General features: G+C 72.2%; 13 protein-coding genes. 10 read left to right on the forward strand and 3 right to left on the reverse strand.

Annotated elements, in window-relative coordinates:
* Positions 1–125: 125 nt before the first annotated feature.
* The 6 genes from ACPA54_RS08600 (at position 126) to ACPA54_RS08625 (ending at position 7,944) form a co-directional block, all read left to right on the forward strand.
* Positions 126–1,022 carry a TatD family hydrolase gene (locus ACPA54_RS08600; RefSeq protein WP_423528078.1) on the forward strand — a complete coding sequence of 299 codons (897 nt, stop codon included), beginning with the start codon at positions 126–128 and terminating at the stop codon, positions 1,020–1,022.
* Positions 1,023–1,207: 185 nt separating this feature from the next.
* On the forward strand, positions 1,208–2,260 hold the full coding sequence (locus ACPA54_RS08605; protein WP_423528079.1) for a ubiquitin-like domain-containing protein: 1,053 nt from the start codon (positions 1,208–1,210) through the stop codon (positions 2,258–2,260).
* A gap of 6 nt (positions 2,261–2,266) precedes the next feature.
* The gene (rsmA, locus tag ACPA54_RS08610; protein ID WP_423528080.1) at positions 2,267–3,157 is read left to right on the forward strand and encodes a 16S rRNA (adenine(1518)-N(6)/adenine(1519)-N(6))-dimethyltransferase RsmA; all 891 of its coding nucleotides are present in this window, start codon (positions 2,267–2,269) and stop codon (positions 3,155–3,157) included.
* Positions 3,158–3,230: 73 nt separating this feature from the next.
* Positions 3,231–4,196, forward strand: coding sequence for a 4-(cytidine 5'-diphospho)-2-C-methyl-D-erythritol kinase (locus ACPA54_RS08615; RefSeq protein WP_423528081.1), 966 nt, complete (start codon positions 3,231–3,233; stop codon positions 4,194–4,196).
* Positions 4,197–4,367: 171 nt separating this feature from the next.
* On the forward strand, positions 4,368–6,101 hold the full coding sequence (locus ACPA54_RS08620; RefSeq protein ID WP_423528304.1) for an ABC-F family ATP-binding cassette domain-containing protein: 1,734 nt from the start codon (positions 4,368–4,370) through the stop codon (positions 6,099–6,101).
* A gap of 328 nt (positions 6,102–6,429) precedes the next feature.
* The gene (locus tag ACPA54_RS08625; protein WP_423528082.1) at positions 6,430–7,944 is read left to right on the forward strand and encodes a polysaccharide biosynthesis protein; all 1,515 of its coding nucleotides are present in this window, start codon (positions 6,430–6,432) and stop codon (positions 7,942–7,944) included.
* Between the two features lie 73 nt (positions 7,945–8,017).
* Here the strand turns inward: ACPA54_RS08625 and ACPA54_RS08630 are convergent, their stop codons facing one another.
* On the reverse strand, positions 8,018–8,926 hold the full coding sequence (locus ACPA54_RS08630; protein ID WP_423528083.1) for an FkbM family methyltransferase: 909 nt from the start codon (positions 8,924–8,926) through the stop codon (positions 8,018–8,020).
* A gap of 154 nt (positions 8,927–9,080) precedes the next feature.
* Entirely contained in the window at positions 9,081–9,911 is an 831-nt protein-coding gene (locus tag ACPA54_RS08635) for a glycosyltransferase family 2 protein (RefSeq protein WP_423528084.1), read from the reverse strand.
* Between the two features lie 289 nt (positions 9,912–10,200).
* On the opposite strand from ACPA54_RS08635, the gene ACPA54_RS08640 reads away from it, so the two are divergent.
* Entirely contained in the window at positions 10,201–10,647 is a 447-nt protein-coding gene (locus ACPA54_RS08640; protein ID WP_345675823.1) for a pyridoxamine 5'-phosphate oxidase family protein, read from the forward strand.
* Here ACPA54_RS08640 and ACPA54_RS08645 read toward each other — a convergent pair.
* Positions 10,632–11,411 carry a TetR/AcrR family transcriptional regulator gene (locus ACPA54_RS08645; RefSeq protein ID WP_423528085.1) on the reverse strand — a complete coding sequence of 260 codons (780 nt, stop codon included), beginning with the start codon at positions 11,409–11,411 and terminating at the stop codon, positions 10,632–10,634. The two genes, ACPA54_RS08640 and ACPA54_RS08645, sit on opposite strands and share 16 nt — an antisense overlap.
* Before the next feature lie 316 nt (positions 11,412–11,727).
* On the opposite strand from ACPA54_RS08645, the gene ACPA54_RS08650 reads away from it, so the two are divergent.
* The 3 genes from ACPA54_RS08650 to eno all read left to right on the forward strand — a co-directional run bounded on the left by ACPA54_RS08650 (position 11,728) and on the right by eno (position 16,410).
* The gene (locus tag ACPA54_RS08650; protein WP_423528086.1) at positions 11,728–13,257 is read left to right on the forward strand and encodes an APC family permease; all 1,530 of its coding nucleotides are present in this window, start codon (positions 11,728–11,730) and stop codon (positions 13,255–13,257) included.
* 47 nt (positions 13,258–13,304) lie between these two features.
* Positions 13,305–14,948: an amidohydrolase gene (locus tag ACPA54_RS08655; RefSeq protein ID WP_423528087.1), complete on the forward strand. Its 1,644-nt coding sequence runs from the start codon at positions 13,305–13,307 to the stop codon at positions 14,946–14,948.
* A gap of 175 nt (positions 14,949–15,123) precedes the next feature.
* Positions 15,124–16,410: a phosphopyruvate hydratase gene (gene eno, locus ACPA54_RS08660; RefSeq protein WP_423528088.1), complete on the forward strand. Its 1,287-nt coding sequence runs from the start codon at positions 15,124–15,126 to the stop codon at positions 16,408–16,410.
* Positions 16,411–16,563: the final 153 nt, after the last annotated feature.

Here is a 16,563-nt window from a genome sequence, read left to right on the forward strand (position 1 = left end):
TTTTTTTTTTTAAACCACCCCCCCCCCCCCCTCCCCCCCGCGCCCGCCCCCGCCCCCCCCCCGGGGGGGGCCCCCCCCCGGGGGCCGCCCCCCCCCCGCGGCCACGACGTAAGGAAACCCCCACCATGGGCAAGCGCTCGCGCCGGGACGGCGGGCCCCGGGACACCACGCCGCCGCCCGCCCCGCCCTCGCTGCGCGTGCCGGTCTGGGACGCGCACACCCACCTCGACCTGCAAGAGGGCGACGTGGGCGGCGCGTTGGCCGCCGCCGCGGCGGTCGGCGTCTCCACGGTCGTGCAGGTCGGCATCGACGTGCCGTCGTCCCGCTGGGCCGCGGAAGCCGCGCTCGACAACCCGCGCGTGCACGCCACCGTCGCCCTGCACCCCAACGAGGCACCCCGCCTCGTGCACGGCGACCCGGACGGCTGGTCCGGGCAGCGCCGCGAACCCGGCGGCATGGCCGCCCTCGACGCGGCGATCGCCGAGATCGACGAACTCGCCGCGCTCCCCCAGGTGCGCGGCATCGGCGAGACCGGCCTCGACTACTTCCGCACCGGGCCGGAAGGCACCGCCGTGCAGCAGGAGTCGTTCCGGCGGCACATCGCCCTCGCCAAGCGGCACGGCAAGGCGCTGGTCATCCACGACCGCGACGCGCACGACGACGTGCTGCGCATCCTCGCCGAGGAAGGCGCCCCGGAGACCGTGGTGTTCCACTGCTTCTCGGGCGACGCGGAGATGGCCAAGACATGCGCCGAGCGCGGCTACGTCATGTCGTTCGCCGGCAACATGACCTACCCCAGCGCGCAGCAGCTGCGCGACGCGGTGGCCGTCGCCCCGCTGGACCTGCTGCTGGTGGAGACCGACGCGCCGTTCCTGACCCCGGTGCCGTACCGGGGACGGCCGAACGCGCCGTACCTCGTTCCGGTGACGGTCCGCGCCATGGCCGCGGTGAAGGACATCGACGAGGACGTGCTGTGCGCGGCCCTCGCCGCCAACGCCGAACGGGTGTTCGCGCAGATCTGACGGCTCGGCAACCTGTTACAGTCCCATGCTCGGTTGACTGGCAGGGGACGGGAGCCACCTTGAGTCGTTCGGCCGAGCCACGCGGCGGATCCGCGAACGGATCCGCGGGCCGGCGCGGGAACCGCCGCGGCAAATCCGCCGGACGGGGCTTCTCGCCGCGTGCCCTCGCGGGCCAAATCCTGGTCGTGGCCGTGCTCGTGGGCGGCACCACCGCGTTCGTCGCGTACGACAAGACCGTGACGCTCGTCGTCGACGGCAAAGAACGCACCGTGCACACCTTCGCCGACCGCGTCTCCGACGTGCTGAGCCGGCAGGACGTGAAGGTCGGCGAGCACGACATCGTCGCGCCCGGCCGCAACGCCAAGCTCGCCGACGGCGACCGCATCGCGGTCCGCTACGGCCGCATGATCACCCTCACCCTCGACGGGAAACCGCAGCAGGTGTGGGTGACCGCCACGTCCGTGTCCGAGGCGATGGACCAGCTCGGGGTCCGCACCGACGGCGCCTTCCTGTCCGCGTCGCGCAGCCAGCCGATCGGCCGCGAGGGCCTGAACCTCGACGTCCGCACCGAACGCGGCATCACGTTCCTCGTCGACGGCAAGCAGATCCCGCTGCGCACCAACGTCGCCACGCTCGGCGAAGCGCTGGTGCAGGCCGGCCTGACGATAGGCCCGCAGGACCGGATGAGCGCGACGCCGGACGTCTACCCGACCGAGGGCATGACCGTGTCGGTGCTGCGGGTCTCCGGATCGACGGTGACCAAGGACGAGAAGATCCCGTTCGAGACCGTCAAGCAGGACGATCCGACCGCGTTCAAGGGCACCGAGACCGTCGCCACCAAGGGCGTCGCGGGCCTCAAGCGCATCACGTGGGCGTACGAGACCGTCGATGGGGTCAAGCAGAACCCGCGCAAGGTCAACGAGGAGACCGTCAAGCAGCCGGTGACCCAGATCGTGAAGGTCGGCACCAAGGCGATGCCGAACTCGGTGGCGGGCGCGGACGACCTCAACTGGTCGGCGCTCGCCCAGTGCGAAGCGGGCGGACGGGCCGGCGCCGTCGACCCCTCGGGCACCTACCACGGGCTGTACCAGTTCGACGCGCAGACCTGGCAGAGCCTGGGCGGCTCGGGGGTGGCCAGCACGGCGCCCGCATCCGAGCAGACCTACCGGGCCAAGCTGCTGTTCGTGCAGCGGGGTGCGAGTCCGTGGCCGGTGTGCGGCCGTAAGCTTTACTCGTGAGTGCTCGTGAGTAATCCCCCCGCGGGACCCGGTCTCCTCGGCCCCGCGGACATCCGCGAGCTGGCCGCGGCGCTCGGCGTCCGACCGACCAAGCAGCTCGGCCAGAACTTCGTCATCGACGCGAACACCGTGCGGCGCATCGTGCGCACCGCCGAGGTGCGCCCCGACGACGTCGTGGTGGAGATCGGCCCCGGCCTCGGCTCGCTGACCCTGGCCCTGCTGGAAGCCGCCGACCGGGTCGTCGCCGTCGAGATCGACCCGGTGCTCGCCCGGCACCTGCCGACCACCGTGGCGAACCGGATGCCGGAGCGCGCCGACCGGTTCGCGCTGGTGCACGCCGACGCGATGACGGTGACCGAACTCCCCGGCCCGGCGCCGACCGCGCTGGTCGCGAACCTGCCCTACAACGTGTCCGTGCCGGTCCTGCTGCACATGCTGCAGACCTTCCCGAGCATCGAACGCACCCTGGTGATGGTGCAGTCCGAGGTCGCCGACCGGCTCGCCGCGACGCCGGGCGGGAAGGTCTACGGCGTCCCGTCGGTCAAGGCCGCGTGGTACGCCGACGTGAAGCGCGCGGGCGCCATCGGCCGCAACGTCTTCTGGCCCGCCCCCAACGTCGACTCCGGCCTCGTCTCGCTGGTCCGCCGCGAGCCGCCGAGCACCACCGCCACCCGCAAGGAGGTCTTCGCGGTCGTCGACGCGGCCTTCGCGCAGCGCCGCAAGACGCTCCGCGCGGCGCTCGCCGGGTGGGCCGGATCGGCGGCCGCCGCCGAGGAAGCGCTCACCGCGGCGGGCGTCGACCCGAAGGCGCGCGGCGAAGCACTCGACGTCGAGGCGTTCGCCCGGATCGCCGAGCACGCCCCCGCGGGACGGGGTCCGGGGTCCCCTGCGGCGTAACGGCCACCTCACGCCCCGTACCATCGGACCGACCCGGCCGAGGGCGTCCCGGCCGCGCCGGGGCCGGGACGTGATGCCGAGCCGTGATGCCTTGGGAGTACCAGCAGCCGTGAATTCCGTGACCGTCCAAGTCCCTGCCAAGGTGAACCTGCAACTCGCCGTCGGCGCGGTCCGTCCGGACGGCTACCACGAACTCGTCTCGGTGTTCCACGCCGTCTCCCTCTACGACGAGGTGACCGTCACCCGCGCGGATGAACTCGTCGTCACCGTCGAGGGGGAAAACGCCGACGACGTCCCGGTCGACCGCTCGAACCTCGCGGCCCGCGCCGTCGCACTCCTCGCCGACCGCCTCGGCCAGTCCCCGGACGTGCACGTCCACCTGCGCAAAGGCATCCCGGTAGCGGGCGGCATGGCGGGCGGCAGCGCGGACGCCGCGGCCGCACTGGTCGCCTGCGACACCCTGTGGCGCGGCAACACCCCGCGCGACATGCTGCGCCGGCTCGGCGCGGAACTCGGCAGCGACGTGCCGTTCAGCGACCTCGGCGGCACCGCCATCGGCACCGGCCGCGGCGAACGCCTCGCCGCGGTGCCGACCGTCGGCGTCTACCACTGGGTGTTCGCGCTCGCCGACGGCGGCCTGTCGACGCCCGCGGTCTACCGCGAATGCGACCGGCTGCGCGAAGCCGCGGGCACGCCGGTGCCCGACCCGGCGCCCAGCGAGTCGCTGATCGCCGCCCTGCGCGCCGGCGACGTACCCGCGCTCGGCGCGACCCTCACCAACGACCTCCAGGACGCGGCGATCTCGCTGCGCCCGTCGCTGCGCGCCACGCTGGACGCCGGGCTGGCCGGCGGTGCGCTCGGCGGCATCGTGTCCGGATCCGGCCCCACCTGCGCGTTCCTGGCCGCCGACGAAGCCGGGGCGCGGACCGTCGCACGGGCGCTCGCGGCATCCGGCACCTGCCGCACGACCCGGGTCGCCTTCGGGCAGGTCGGCGGGGCGCGCGTGGTGCCGCAGCGGCTGCGCAGCACCGCGCCGTGAGCCGAAGGCCGGTCCCGGCCCCGGTCCTCGCCCTGATCGGCGGGTCCCGGCCGCGGGCGCTCTAGAATCGGCTGTTCCCCCTCCCCGAACCGGGTCCCTCGCGCGGGCCCCCGAAAAGGTCGTGTCGTGGCGAACCTCGTCAACCTGGAATCCGTCGGCAAGGCGTACGTCATGCGCACGCTGCTCGACGGCGTCTCGCTCGGTATCGGCGAAGGCGACCGCATCGGCGTCGTCGGCCGCAACGGCGACGGCAAGACCACGCTCATCAGGGTCATGGCGCAGCGCGAGCCGGCGGACACCGGCCGGGTGACGCACATGACCGGGCTGAGCCTCGGGTTCCTCAGCCAGCAGGACGACCTCGACCCCGCGGCGACGGTGCGCCACGAGGTGGTCGGCGACCGCCCGGACCACGACTGGGCGGGCGACGCCCGGATCCGCGACGTGCTGACCGGGCTCTTCGGCGGCCTGGACATGCCGGGCTTCCCGCAGGGCATGGACACCGTGATCGGCCCGCTGTCCGGCGGCGAGCGCCGCCGCATCGCGCTCGCCAAGCTGCTCATCGGCGAACACGACCTGATCATCCTCGACGAGCCCACCAACCACCTCGACATCGAGGGCATCGCGTGGCTCGCCGACCACCTCAAGAACCGGCGCTCGGCGCTCGTCGTCGTCACCCACGACCGCTGGTTCCTCGACGAGGTCTGCCTGCGCACCTGGGACGTGCAGGCCGGGCGCGTGCACGACTACGAAGGCGGCTACTCGGCCTACGTCCTGGCGCGCGCCGAACGCGAGCGCATCGCCGCCACCGAGGAGACCAAGCGGCAGAACCTCATCCGCAAGGAACTCGCGTGGCTGCGGCGCGGCGCGCCCGCACGCACGTCCAAGCCGAAGTTCCGCATCGACGCGGCCAACGAGCTGATCGCCGACGAGCCGCCGCCGCGCGACCGCAGCGAGCTGATGAAGTTCGCGAACGCCCGGCTCGGCAAGACCGTGTTCGAGCTGAAGGACGTCACCGTCCAGGCCGGCCCGAAGACGCTGCTCACCCACCTGACCTGGAACCTCGGCCCGGGCGACCGGGTCGCCCTGGTCGGCGTCAACGGCGCGGGCAAGACGTCGCTGATGCGGGCGCTGGCGGACGCCGCGTACACCGAGAAGGAGCCGGCCGCCGGGCGGATCGTGGTCGGCAAGACGGTGCGGCTGGCGTACCTGTCCCAGGAGGTCGCCGAACTCGACCCGACCTGGCGGGTGTTGGAGGCAGTCCAGCGGGTGCGCGAGCGCGTCGACCTGGGCAAGGGCCGCGAACTCACCGCCGGCCAGCTGTGCGAGCAGTTCGGGTTCACCGGCGAGAAGCAGTGGACGCCCGTGGGCGACCTGTCCGGCGGCGAGCGCCGCCGCCTGCAACTGCTGCGGCTGCTCATGGACGAGCCCAACGTGCTGTTCCTCGACGAGCCCACCAACGACCTGGACATCGAGACGCTCACGCAGCTCGAAGACCTGCTCGACGGCTGGCCCGGTTCGCTCGTGGTGGTGAGCCACGACCGGTACTTCGTCGAGCGCACGACCGACAACGTGTGGGCGCTGCTCGGCGACCGGACGCTGCGCATGCTGCCCAACGGCATCGAGGAGTACCTGACCCGCCGCCGCGCCGTCGCGGAAGCCGCCGCTCCGGCGCCGGCCCGGCAGAAGACCGGCGACACCCGCGCCGCGAAGAAGGAACTCCAGAAGATCGACCGGCAGTTGGCCAAGCTGACCGAACGGGAGGCGAAGCTGCACGCCGGAATGGCCGAGCACGCCACCGACTTCGGGAAGGTCGCCGAACTGGACGCGGAGCTGCGCAGCATCGCCGCGGAACGCGAGGACCTGGAAACCCGCTGGCTGGAACTCGCCGAGGAAGCGGGGGAGTAGCGCGGGCTCGGCCGACGCGCGGCGGGGGATCGGCCGGTGTCCGATCCTCCGGTTTCCCTCCCGCATCCCTGTCCCCATTTCCGCCCCCGAAAAAATCCGCCCAAAGCCCGACGGGCGCCGCATGGCACCCGTAGTCTGAACGGCGGTACCGGTGGGCGTTCCCGCGCCTGCCGGGGTTGTGGGGGCGGGAGGGGCAGTCGCAACGCGGCGCCCGGAACCGGCGGGTGCGAGTGGGGATTTTCACCCGGGCGGGTTCCACGGCGTCGACAACGCACGTGACCGAGGCGACCCGCCGACGGTCGCGCTGCCCCTGACTTTGGGGGGCAACATGGGGTTCGAAAGCACATCCGCCGAGACGCGCCGCGCGGGCCTGCGCACCCTGGTCGTGGGGGCCGGGTCGGCGGGCAGCGCATTGGCGCGGGACCTGCTGCACACGCCCGAATTCGGGCTGGTCCCGATCGGGTTCCTCGACGACGACCCGGGCAAGAAGACGGTCCGCGTGGCCGGGCCGCCGTGGGACGAGCCGGGTCTGCCGGAACAGCTCGACGTCCTCGGCAGGCTCGACCAACTGGTCGATGTGAGCCTGGAGTTCGCCGTCGAGGTGGTGGTGCTGGCCATTCCCGGCCTGGCGCCGGAGGATTTCCGCAAGGTCGCCGCGGCGGCCGCGACGGTGGGCGCCAGCGTGCGCTACCTGCCGTCCTTCCTGGTGGCCTTGCGCCGCGACGTGGTGGGCAGCGACATGCGCACCCTCGACGTCAACCGGCTCATCGGCCGCCAGGAACTGCACGTCGTCTCGGCGTCGGTGCGCGAGGTCATCGCCGGCCGCCGCGTGCTGGTGACCGGGGCGGGCGGCTCGATCGGCAGCGAACTGTGCCGCCAGGTCTACGGGTTCGGCCCGAGCAAGATGTACATGCTGGACCACGACGAGTCCAACCTGCACCGGCTGCAGCTGGACGTGTGGGGTGAAGCGCTGCTCGACGACGACACCCTCGTCATCGCGGACATCCGCGACCGGCCGCGCATCGACCAGATCTTCTCCGACCTCAAGCCCGAAGTGGTGTTCCACGCCGCGGCGCACAAGCACCTGCCGCTGCTCGAACGGCACCCGTGCGAGGCGGTCAAGTCGAACGTCCTGGGCACCGAGAACCTGGTGCGGGCCGCGCTGGACGTCGGGGTGGAGCGCTTCATCCTGATCTCCACGGACAAGGCCGCCGACCCGGTGTCCGTGCTGGGCGCCACGAAGCGCCTGGCCGAACTGATCGTGCAGGCCAACACGCAGGCGCCCGGGGTGTTCGCGGGCGTACGGTTCGGCAACGTGCTCGGCAGCCGCGGCTCGCTGCTGTCCGTGCTCGCCGAACAGGTGCGCGGCGGCGGCCCGGTCACCGTCACGCACCCCGAGGTCACCCGCTTCTTCATGACCATCGAGGAAGCCGTCGGCCTCGTCCTGGAAGCCGGGCGGATGGCGCAGGGCGGCGAGATCTTCGTGCTCGACATGGGCGACCCGGTGCGCATCGTGGACCTCGTGCACAAGTTCGTCGAACAGGTGAACGAGCCGCAGGTGGAGATCCGGTTCACCGGCCTGCGGCCCGGCGAGAAGCTGCACGAGGCGCTGTTCTCGGCGACCGAGGAACGGCTGCCGACCGAGCACCCGCGCGTGTACGCGACGGTTCCGCCCGTGGACGCCCTCGGCGCCGTGGTCCGGCTGCCCGAGCTGTACGCCGCGGCCGCCCGGAACGACGACGCCGCGGCCCGGCTGCTGCTCACGGAGCTGCTGCCCGGCTACACCGCGGCCCCCGGCGAGGGCGCCCCGGCGTTCGCCGCGCTTTACCCGGACGACTTCTGACCGCGGCGCCGCACCGGGCCCGCGCGGGGTGCGCGGACCCGGCCCGGCTCCGTCGGCCGGACCTCGTCCGGAGTCAGCGCGGGGTGCCCGCGAACTCCAGCATGAGCGGCACGTACGGGGTGAGCCGGTCGGCCGCGCCCTGGAACACGATCCGGAAGTCGCCGAACTGGCGGCGGACCAGCACCAGCAGCTCGGAGTGCGGGAAGATCCCGCGCGGACCGGCGAGTTCGACGTACAGGTAGTGCACGGTCATGCCGGCCATGCACTTGAGGACATCCAACTCCGCGCCGGCCGCGGCGACCCGCACCAGGTCGTACTCCTGCCGCCCGGTGACCGACGACGGGTCGCCGATGCCGCGCACCGGGATGCGGCGCGGCGTGCCCGGGCAGTCGACGAGTCCGGCGATCAGCGAACCGGTGGACGAACGGTCCGGATCGACGAACATCTCCTCGGCGCCGTGCGCGCCCAGGGCGTACGGCCAGATGCGGACGCCCCGGAGCGCGGTGGTGTTCGCCTCCAGGTGCGGCAGGATCCGGCCGTTCGGCTCGAACACGTCGATCTCCGCGCCGGGCGCGAAGTGCCGCAGGGTGACCGCGAACTGGCCGAGGTGGCCGCCCACGTCGAGGACCGAGCGCAGCCGGAACCCCGGTCGCAGGTTGCCGAGCACGTCGGTGCCGACCTCGCGCGGGCAGGACTGCAGGGCGAGCGGCGTCGTCATCGTGTCGTACGCGAACGGCCGGTCGAGGTAGCGCACGATGCGGGGCCGGCCGCGCACCGCGCGCACATACGACGCGGTCATGTCGCCGTAGTAGCGCAGCTTCGCGCCGAACCCGACGCCCGACCCCCACCACGCCCGATTGCGGTGCCACAGGCGGAGATTGGTGTCGCTCGTGCGCCGGTTCCCCTCCGTCCGGCCTTCCGGCGAGCCGCCCTGCGCGGGCACCCGGGGCGCCGACCCGCCCCCTTTCGACACGGCGGTCACGGCGGCAGGGTCGGTCGGGTGAACCACGGCACTCCTCGGGACGGGCGTCCGCCGAGCGGACAAACGGGGGAACGCGAGGACAACGAATCAGCACGCCGGGTGGTCACTTCATCGCCCGATCAGGCGACCAACCGGTCCAAGCCGGACGTCCCCCTCAGCTCCGCTGCGCCCGGCGCTGCTCCGCCATCCCGCACAGGACGCCGCCCACCTCGACCGCCTTCAGCAGGGCCAGGCCCACCGTCAGGGCCGGCGCCTTGGCGAGGCGGGCGGGGGTGACCAGGGACGGGCGGTCGACGGTGCGGCGCTCCTGGCGGGGGAGCTGCGGGTACTCGTACAGCTTCCGGCCGTAGGACCGCTTCTTGGCGAATGCCCGCCCGAGGGACAGCCGGCCTTCGTCGCGGCCGACGGCGGCGTCCAACCGGCCGATGGTCCAGCCGTCCGCGGCGATGCGTTCGGCGAACTCGCCGTCGTCGCAGCCGTAGCGCGATTCGTCGAAGCCGCCCGCGAGTTCGACCGCGGAGCGGCGGAAGAACCGGGCCGAGCCGCGGGCCGTCAGCCGCCGTTCGTGCGCCCGGCAGCGTGCGAAGAACCCGGCCCCGAAGGCGTATTCGGGCACCACCAGCCCGCCGAGTCCGGGGTCCTGGCAGAACGCGGTGGACGCCTCGGTCGCGGCGCCCGGATCGAGCACCATGTCGCTGTCCAGGAACGCCACCACCCGCCCGCGGGCCGCCCGCCATCCGGCGTTCCGCTGCGCGTTGCGTTCCCCGGCGTGCACCAGCACACGGTCGGCGAACACCTGGGCGATCTCCCGCGTGGCGTCGCCGGACCCGCCGTCCACCACGACCACCTCGGCGGCCGTGCCGGCCTGGGCGCGCAGGCTCCGCAGACACGCCTCCAACGTGCGCCCCGAATTGCGCGTGGGGACGACGAACGAGACCTCGGACACCGCGACCGCCTTCTTCCGGCTGCTTCTGCTGCTTCCCATGGACGCGCACCCGGCGCGTCGGGCCCGTCCGGCCCGCGGCCCCGGCCACGCCGCCGAGGGGCGCGAGAAATGGGTGCGATGAATCCGAGAACGAAGAGAAGTCACGGCGGACACTCGCGAATCACTCGTTGGAATGAAATATGTGTCCGGTGGCGGTATCCGGTCGTTCGCGCACCCGTTTCGGGACCCGCCCTGTGTCGTGCGTCACTCGTGGGAGTACGGTGGCCGGGTCGAACAACCGTCGGACCGTACCCGCGCAACGGGACGGCACACGAGAGGCGGAATCGGGATGATCGACCCGGAGCTGAAGGCCGCGCTCGACACGATGCTCGGGGACCCCGAGCACTGGGTGCACGTGGGGACCGTGACGCCGAGCGGGGAGCCGCACGTGACACCCGTGATGCTGGCCTACGACGACGACCACCTCTATTTGAGCCTCACCGGCCGCACCAAGAAGGCCAACCTGCAGAAGAACCCCAAGGTGTGCGTGTCCATCGCCGAGGACGGGGACATCGCGCACGTCATCGTCTGGGGCGACGTCGAACTCCGCGAGGACGCGTGGGCGCAGGAGCGCTGGGAGTTCGCGATGCGGCACATCCTCGGCGACGAAGGCCTCGACCAGCAGCGCCGCGCGCTGTCGCGCGAGGGCACCAGCCTGGGCGTGCTCACGCCGACCCGCTGGCGGATCTTCGGTTTGGACGGCCCGGGCGGCGCGCCCGGCTACTTCCCGGCCTGAACCCCGTCCGGCGCGGGTGCGGCCGGCCCCGGCACCGAAGCGGAAGCCGCGCCCGACGCCGTGTGCGCCGCCGCGCGCGCGGCGATCGCGTCGAGCAGCAGGTCGAGCGCGAGCAGGTAGGTGGCTTCCTCGTCGACCTGCGGCAGGTGCGGCGCGGCCGCCGCGATGTGCGGGTACCGGTCCGCGGGTGCCCCGGCGTACTCGCGGGCCCACGACCTTTCGTCGCCGTCGCGCGCCGCCGGTTCGAGGGTCAGGTAGGCCGCGCCCATGCCGGCCCAGGACAGCGAGAAGTCGACCAGGGCGCGGTAGTACGCGACCGCCTCGGCAGGCGGGAAGCCCGCGCGGTGGAACGCCGCGAGGATGATCTCGACGGCGCCCATCTCCGCGGGCCGCCGCGTGGTGCGGGTGAACGACAGCACCGCGGCGTCCGGGTGCGCGAGGTACATCGCGCGCAATCGGACCATCATTTCGCGCAGGGTGGCCCGCCAGTCGTCGGACGGCGCGAAGTCCTCGAGCATGCGGGCGAGCAGCCGGTCGGCGACCGCCAGGACGAGTTCGTCCTTGTCGCGGAAGTGCCGGTACAGCGCGGTCGGGTCCACTCCGAGGTGCCCGCCGATGCGGCGGAACGTCAGGCCTTCGGGGCCCTGCTCGTCGAGCAGTTCCAGGCAGCCGTCGACGATGCGCTCGGGGCTGAGCCCCGGCCGGGTGCGTGTGCCCGCCCGGCGCCGGGGGCCGCGCACTCCCGCTCCCGTGCCTGCCGCCACGGCGTCCCTCCTCGTTCCGGCACCCGTCTCCCCGCGGTGCGGTCCGGTGCGGCGTCCGCTTCCGGGCCGCGGAATCCCGGCGCGGACCGCCGGGAACGGACCCATCTTGCCGTGCCGGAGGGCCGGGGAGTCCCGGAGGTGTTTCAGTAAACACTTTTGTCAACGCCATTGACTAAGGCGTTGACATGTGTGTTTCCTGAATGCTGCCTTGATTGCCCCGGGACTCCGGCGGCGGCCCGACGGCCGGCTCCGCGTCCCCCGAGGAGGCGTTACCCAGCTCCGCCTGCACCACCGTCCACCCCCCAGGAGTGTCCGGATGTCCGCCGACACCGCCCACCGGCCCGCGCCGGCCGCCGCATCGCCCGATGCGACCCCCGATACCGGACTCACGAAGAGCCTCGGCGTCCGCCAGGGCGTCGTCATCGCGCTCGCGAACATGAGTCCCACCGTCAGCATCGGCCTCGGCCTCGGCATGATCGGCGCCATCGTCGGCACCGGCCTTCCGGCCACCTTCCTGCTGGCCGCGCTCCCGATCCTGGGCATCGCGGTCGGGTACGCCCGCCTCTCGGCCCGCGAGCCCAACGCCGGCACCACGTACATCTGGGCCCGCCGCGCCCTCGGCCCCTGGGTCGGCTTCCAGCTCGGCTGGATCGGCCTGGCCACCTCCACGCTGTTCCTCGCCTACGGCGCGCAGCTGTCCGGCCAGTTCACCCTCGGCGTGCTGCACGAACTCGGCGCCGACGTCGACCCGAGTTCCATGAAGCTCGCCACCGCGATCGGCATCGTGTGGACCGCGGCGATCGCGTGGACCGCGGTGCGCGGCGTCGAGCTGGCCGCCCGCGTCCAGGGCATCCTCTTCGGCTTCGCCGTCATCGTCGTCACCGCGGTCTGCATCGCGGCGTTCCTCGGCCTCGGCGACGGCGGTGCGACCGCCGACTTCAGCGCCTCGTGGTTCAACCCGTTCGGCTTCGACAGCACGTCGATCATGGCCGGCGGCGTGCTCATGGCCGCCTACACCTTCTGGGGCTGGGAGACCGCGTTCAGCGTCTCCGAGGAGAACGTGGACCGGAAGGTCGCCGGCAAGGCGGGCCTGCTGTCCATCGTGATCGCCGCGGGCATGTTCATCTTCGCCTCGGTCGCCTTCCAGCGGTCGCTCACCGCCGACGAGTTCGCCGAGCACGGCGCGAACGCGCTGCCGTACCTGACCGACAAGATGTTCGGCGGTCAGGGCGCGCTCGTCGCCTACCTCGCGATGCTGCTGTCCACCCTCGCCTGCCTCCAGTCCAGCGTCATCGGCGGCGCCCGCCTCACCATGGCGATGGGCCGCACCGGCGTCCTCGGCGAGCGCTGGGCCCGGCTGCACCCGAAGCACCACACGCCCGCGTTCAGCACCTACGTCACGGTGGCCGCGAGCCTGGTCATCGCCGTCGTCGGCGTGGCCCTCGGCAAGCTCAGCGACGTCATCATGGCGACCGTCAACGCCGTCGGCATCCTGGTCTCGTTCTCCTACGGCACCGTCGGCCTCGCGTGCGTCATCCTCTTCCGCCACGAGCTGCGCGCCTCGGTCAAGAACCTGGTGACGATGGCGATCCTGCCCGGCATCTCGGGCATCGCGCTGCTCTGCCTCGGCGGCTACATGGTCTACACGAACTGGACCTCGGTCGACAGCATCGCGTTCGACGCCAACAACGGCCGGTTCCTGGTCGCCGTGCCGATGACGATCATCGTCCTGGGCGTGCCCATCGCGGCGTGGAACCGGTTCGTCCGGAAGCCCGGCTACTTCACTCTCCCGCGCGGCGTCGACCCCGACACAGTCGACACAGTCCATGCCGCCGACCACGGCTGAGCCCCGATCCCAGCCGACAGCACCACTCCGAAAGGCCCGATACACCCATGCCGCACGCCGACCTCGTCTTCGTCAACGGACCCGTCTTCACCGTCGACCCGGCCCGCAGCTGGGCCCGCGCGGTGGCCGTCCGCGGCGGCCGGATCGCCGCCGTCGGACACGAGGCGCAGATCCGCGACCTGATCGGCCCCGGCACCGAGGTCGTCGACCTCAAGGGCCGCCTGCTGCTGCCCGGTTTCCAGGACGCGCACGTGCACCCCGTGTTCGGCGGACTCACCATGAGCCGCTGCGACCTGAGCGAGGCCGAGACCCAGGAGGAGTCGCTCGCGGCCGTCGCCGCATACGCGGCCGCGAACCCCGGCACCGAATGGGTCCTCGGCGGCGGCTGGTCGTTCGACCAGTTCCCCGGCGGCATGCCGACCCGGCGGATGCTCGACGCGATCGTCCCCGACCGCCCGGTCTACCTCCAGGTCGCCGACGGCCACAGCGGCTGGGCGAACAGCCGTGCCCTGGAGATCGCCGGCCTGGACAAGAACTCCCCGGACCCGGCGGACGGCCGCCTCGAGCGGGAAGCCGACGGCACCCCCGCCGGCGTCCTGCACGAAGGCGCGATGGGCCTGGTCGGCAAGCACGCCCCGAACCCGACCCGCGAGGACTACCTCAAGGGCCTCGCCGACGGCCAGGCGTACCTGCACTCGCTCGGCATCACCGCGTGGCAGGACGCCATCATCGGCGCCTTCGGCGGCTACAACGACCAGTACGACACCTACCTGGAAGCGGCCGAGAGCGGCCTGCTCACCGCCCGGGTCCGTGGCTGCCTCTGGTGGGACCGCGAACAGGGCGCCGAGCAGCTCGACTTCCTCCTCGACCGGCGTGCCCGCGGCACCGTCGGCCGGTTCTCCTGCGGCACGATCAAGCTGATGCAGGACGGCATCACCGAGAACTTCACCGCGGCGCTCGGCGAGTCGTACTTCGACGGCTGCGGCTGCCACACCGGCAACCAGGGCCTGTCGATGGTCGACCCGGTCCTCCTGCGCGACTACATCACGCTGCTCGACGCGCACGGCTTCCAGGTGCACTTCCACGCGATCGGCGACCGCGCCCTGACCGAGGTCCTCGACGCGGTGGCCGCGGCCCGCGCCGCGAACGGCTTCAACGACCTGCGCCACCACATCGCGCACGTGCAGATCGTCGACCCGGCCGACATCCCGCGCTTCCGCGAACTCGACGTCGCGGTCAACATGCAGCCGCTGTGGGCCGCATACGAGAAGCAGATGCACGAGCTGAACATCCCGTTCCTCGGCGAGAAGCGCGCCGCCTGGCAGTACCCGTTCCGGTCCTTCCAGGAGGCCGGCGCGGTCCTCGCCGCGGGCAGCGATTGGGCGGTGTCCACGCCGGACCCGATGGAAGGCATCCACGTCGCGGTCAACCGCCGCTACCCGGGCGCCGACGAACCGGTGTTCCTGCCCGAGCAGCGGATCGACCTGGCCACCGCGCTGGCCGCCTACACCGCCGGGTCGGCGTACGTGAACCACCTCGACGAGACCGGCACCATCGAGGCCGGCAAGCTCGCCGACCTCGTGGTCCTGGACCGCGACCCGTTCGCCGGGCCGGCCGAGGAGATCCACGCGGCGAAGGCCGCGCTCACCTACGTGGAGGGCGACCGCGTCTACGCGGCCCCCGACGCCTGATTCCCCGGCGGGCGGCGGTTTCCGCTGCCCCCGCCCGCCGGTTCCAAAGCCGCCCGGCACTCCGTGCCGGGCAGCCGCCACGCGGCGCGGACCTCGCGCAAGCCGCGGCACGCCAGGCACTAGGCTCGGCCGGGCAGACCTGCGCGCCGTTCGGGTGCCCGGAACCATCAAGGAGATGCTCGTGGCCGTCATCGACGTCGTCCATGCCAGGGAGATCCTCGACTCCCGTGGCAACCCCACGGTCGAGGTCGAGGTGATCCTCGACGACGGCAGCCAGGGCCGCGCGGCGGTCCCGTCCGGCGCGTCGACCGGCGCGTTCGAGGCCATCGAGCTGCGCGACGGCGACGAGGGCGTCTACGGCGGCAAGGGCGTCCAGAAGGCCGTCCTCGCGGTCGTCGAGCAGATCCAGACCGAGATCGTCGGCATCGAAGCGGACGAGCAGCGGATCATCGACCAGACGATGATCGACCTGGACGCCACCCCGGACAAGTCCAACCTCGGCGCCAACGCGATCCTCGGCGTCTCGCTCGCCGTCGCACACGCCGCCGCGGAGGCCTCCGGCCTCCCGCTGTTCCGCTACCTGGGCGGCCCGAACGCGCACGTGCTGCCGGTCCCGATGATGAACATCCTCAACGGCGGTGCCCACGCGGACACCAACGTCGACATCCAGGAGTTCATGATCGCGCCGATCGGCGCGGAGAGCTTCTCCGAGGCGCTGCGCTGGGGCACGGAGACGTACCACGCGCTCAAGTCCGTGCTGAAGGCCCGCGGCCTGGCCACCAGCATCGGCGACGAGGGCGGCTTCGCCCCCGACCTGCCGAGCAACCGCGACGCCCTCGACCTGATCCTCGAGGCGATCGGCAAGGCGGGCTTCGAGCCGGGCAAGGACATCGCCCTCGCGCTCGACGTCGCCGCGACCGAGTTCTACAACGACGGCGCGTACACCTTCGAAGGCGCGAAGAAGTCGTCCGCCGAGATGGCCGCGTACTACGCCGAGCTGGTCGCCGCGTACCCGCTCGTGTCGATCGAAGACCCGATGAACGAAGAGGACTGGGACGGCTGGAAGCAGCTGACCGACGCCCTCGGCAGCAAGGTCCAGCTGGTCGGCGACGACCTGTTCGTCACCAACCCGGCCCGCCTCGCCCGCGGCATCGAGTCCGGCACCGCCAACGCGCTGCTCGTCAAGGTCAACCAGATCGGCTCGCTCACCGAGACCCTGGACGCCGTGTCGCTCGCCCAGCGCAGCGGTTACCAGTGCATGATGAGTCACCGTTCGGGTGAGACCGAGGACACCACCATCGCGGACCTGGCCGTCGCCACCAACTGCGGCCAGATCAAGACCGGTGCCCCGGCCCGCTCCGAGCGCGTGGCCAAGTACAACCAGCTGCTGCGCATCGAGGAGGTCCTCGACGACGCGGCGGTCTACGCCGGCCGCGCCGCGTTCCCCCGCTTCAAGGCCTGATCGACCGACGCCCGACCGACTGGGTGCGGGGCGGGGGGGGCGGCGGGGGGCGCGGGCGGCCCCCCCGCCCCGGCCCGGCGAGGTGGAAAAAAAACAAAACAAACCACCCCCCAGAAAAAAAAAAAAAAAAAAAAATAAAGAAAAACTAAGTAG

Origin of the sequence: Uniformispora flossi (assembly GCF_049534875.1) — a bacterium.
In the GTDB taxonomy this organism is placed as follows: domain Bacteria; phylum Actinomycetota; class Actinomycetes; order Streptomycetales; family Streptomycetaceae; genus Yinghuangia; species Yinghuangia aomiensis.

Excerpts from the sequence above, each read along its gene's own strand:
- ACPA54_RS08600 (WP_423528078.1), top strand. The coding sequence starts at position 126 with ATGGGCAAGCGCTCGCGCCGGGACGGCGGGCCCCGGGACACCACGCCG.
- ACPA54_RS08615 (WP_423528081.1), top strand. The coding sequence starts at position 3,231 with ATGCCGAGCCGTGATGCCTTGGGAGTACCAGCAGCCGTGAATTCCGTG.
- ACPA54_RS08620 (WP_423528304.1), top strand. The coding sequence starts at position 4,368 with ATGCGCACGCTGCTCGACGGCGTCTCGCTCGGTATCGGCGAAGGCGAC.
- ACPA54_RS08625 (WP_423528082.1), top strand. The coding sequence starts at position 6,430 with ATGGGGTTCGAAAGCACATCCGCCGAGACGCGCCGCGCGGGCCTGCGC.
- ACPA54_RS08635 (WP_423528084.1), bottom strand. The coding sequence starts at position 9,911 with ATGGGAAGCAGCAGAAGCAGCCGGAAGAAGGCGGTCGCGGTGTCCGAG.
- ACPA54_RS08640 (WP_345675823.1), top strand. The coding sequence starts at position 10,201 with ATGATCGACCCGGAGCTGAAGGCCGCGCTCGACACGATGCTCGGGGAC.
- ACPA54_RS08650 (WP_423528086.1), top strand. The coding sequence starts at position 11,728 with ATGTCCGCCGACACCGCCCACCGGCCCGCGCCGGCCGCCGCATCGCCC.
- ACPA54_RS08655 (WP_423528087.1), top strand. The coding sequence starts at position 13,305 with ATGCCGCACGCCGACCTCGTCTTCGTCAACGGACCCGTCTTCACCGTC.
- eno (WP_423528088.1), top strand. The coding sequence starts at position 15,124 with ATGCTCGTGGCCGTCATCGACGTCGTCCATGCCAGGGAGATCCTCGAC.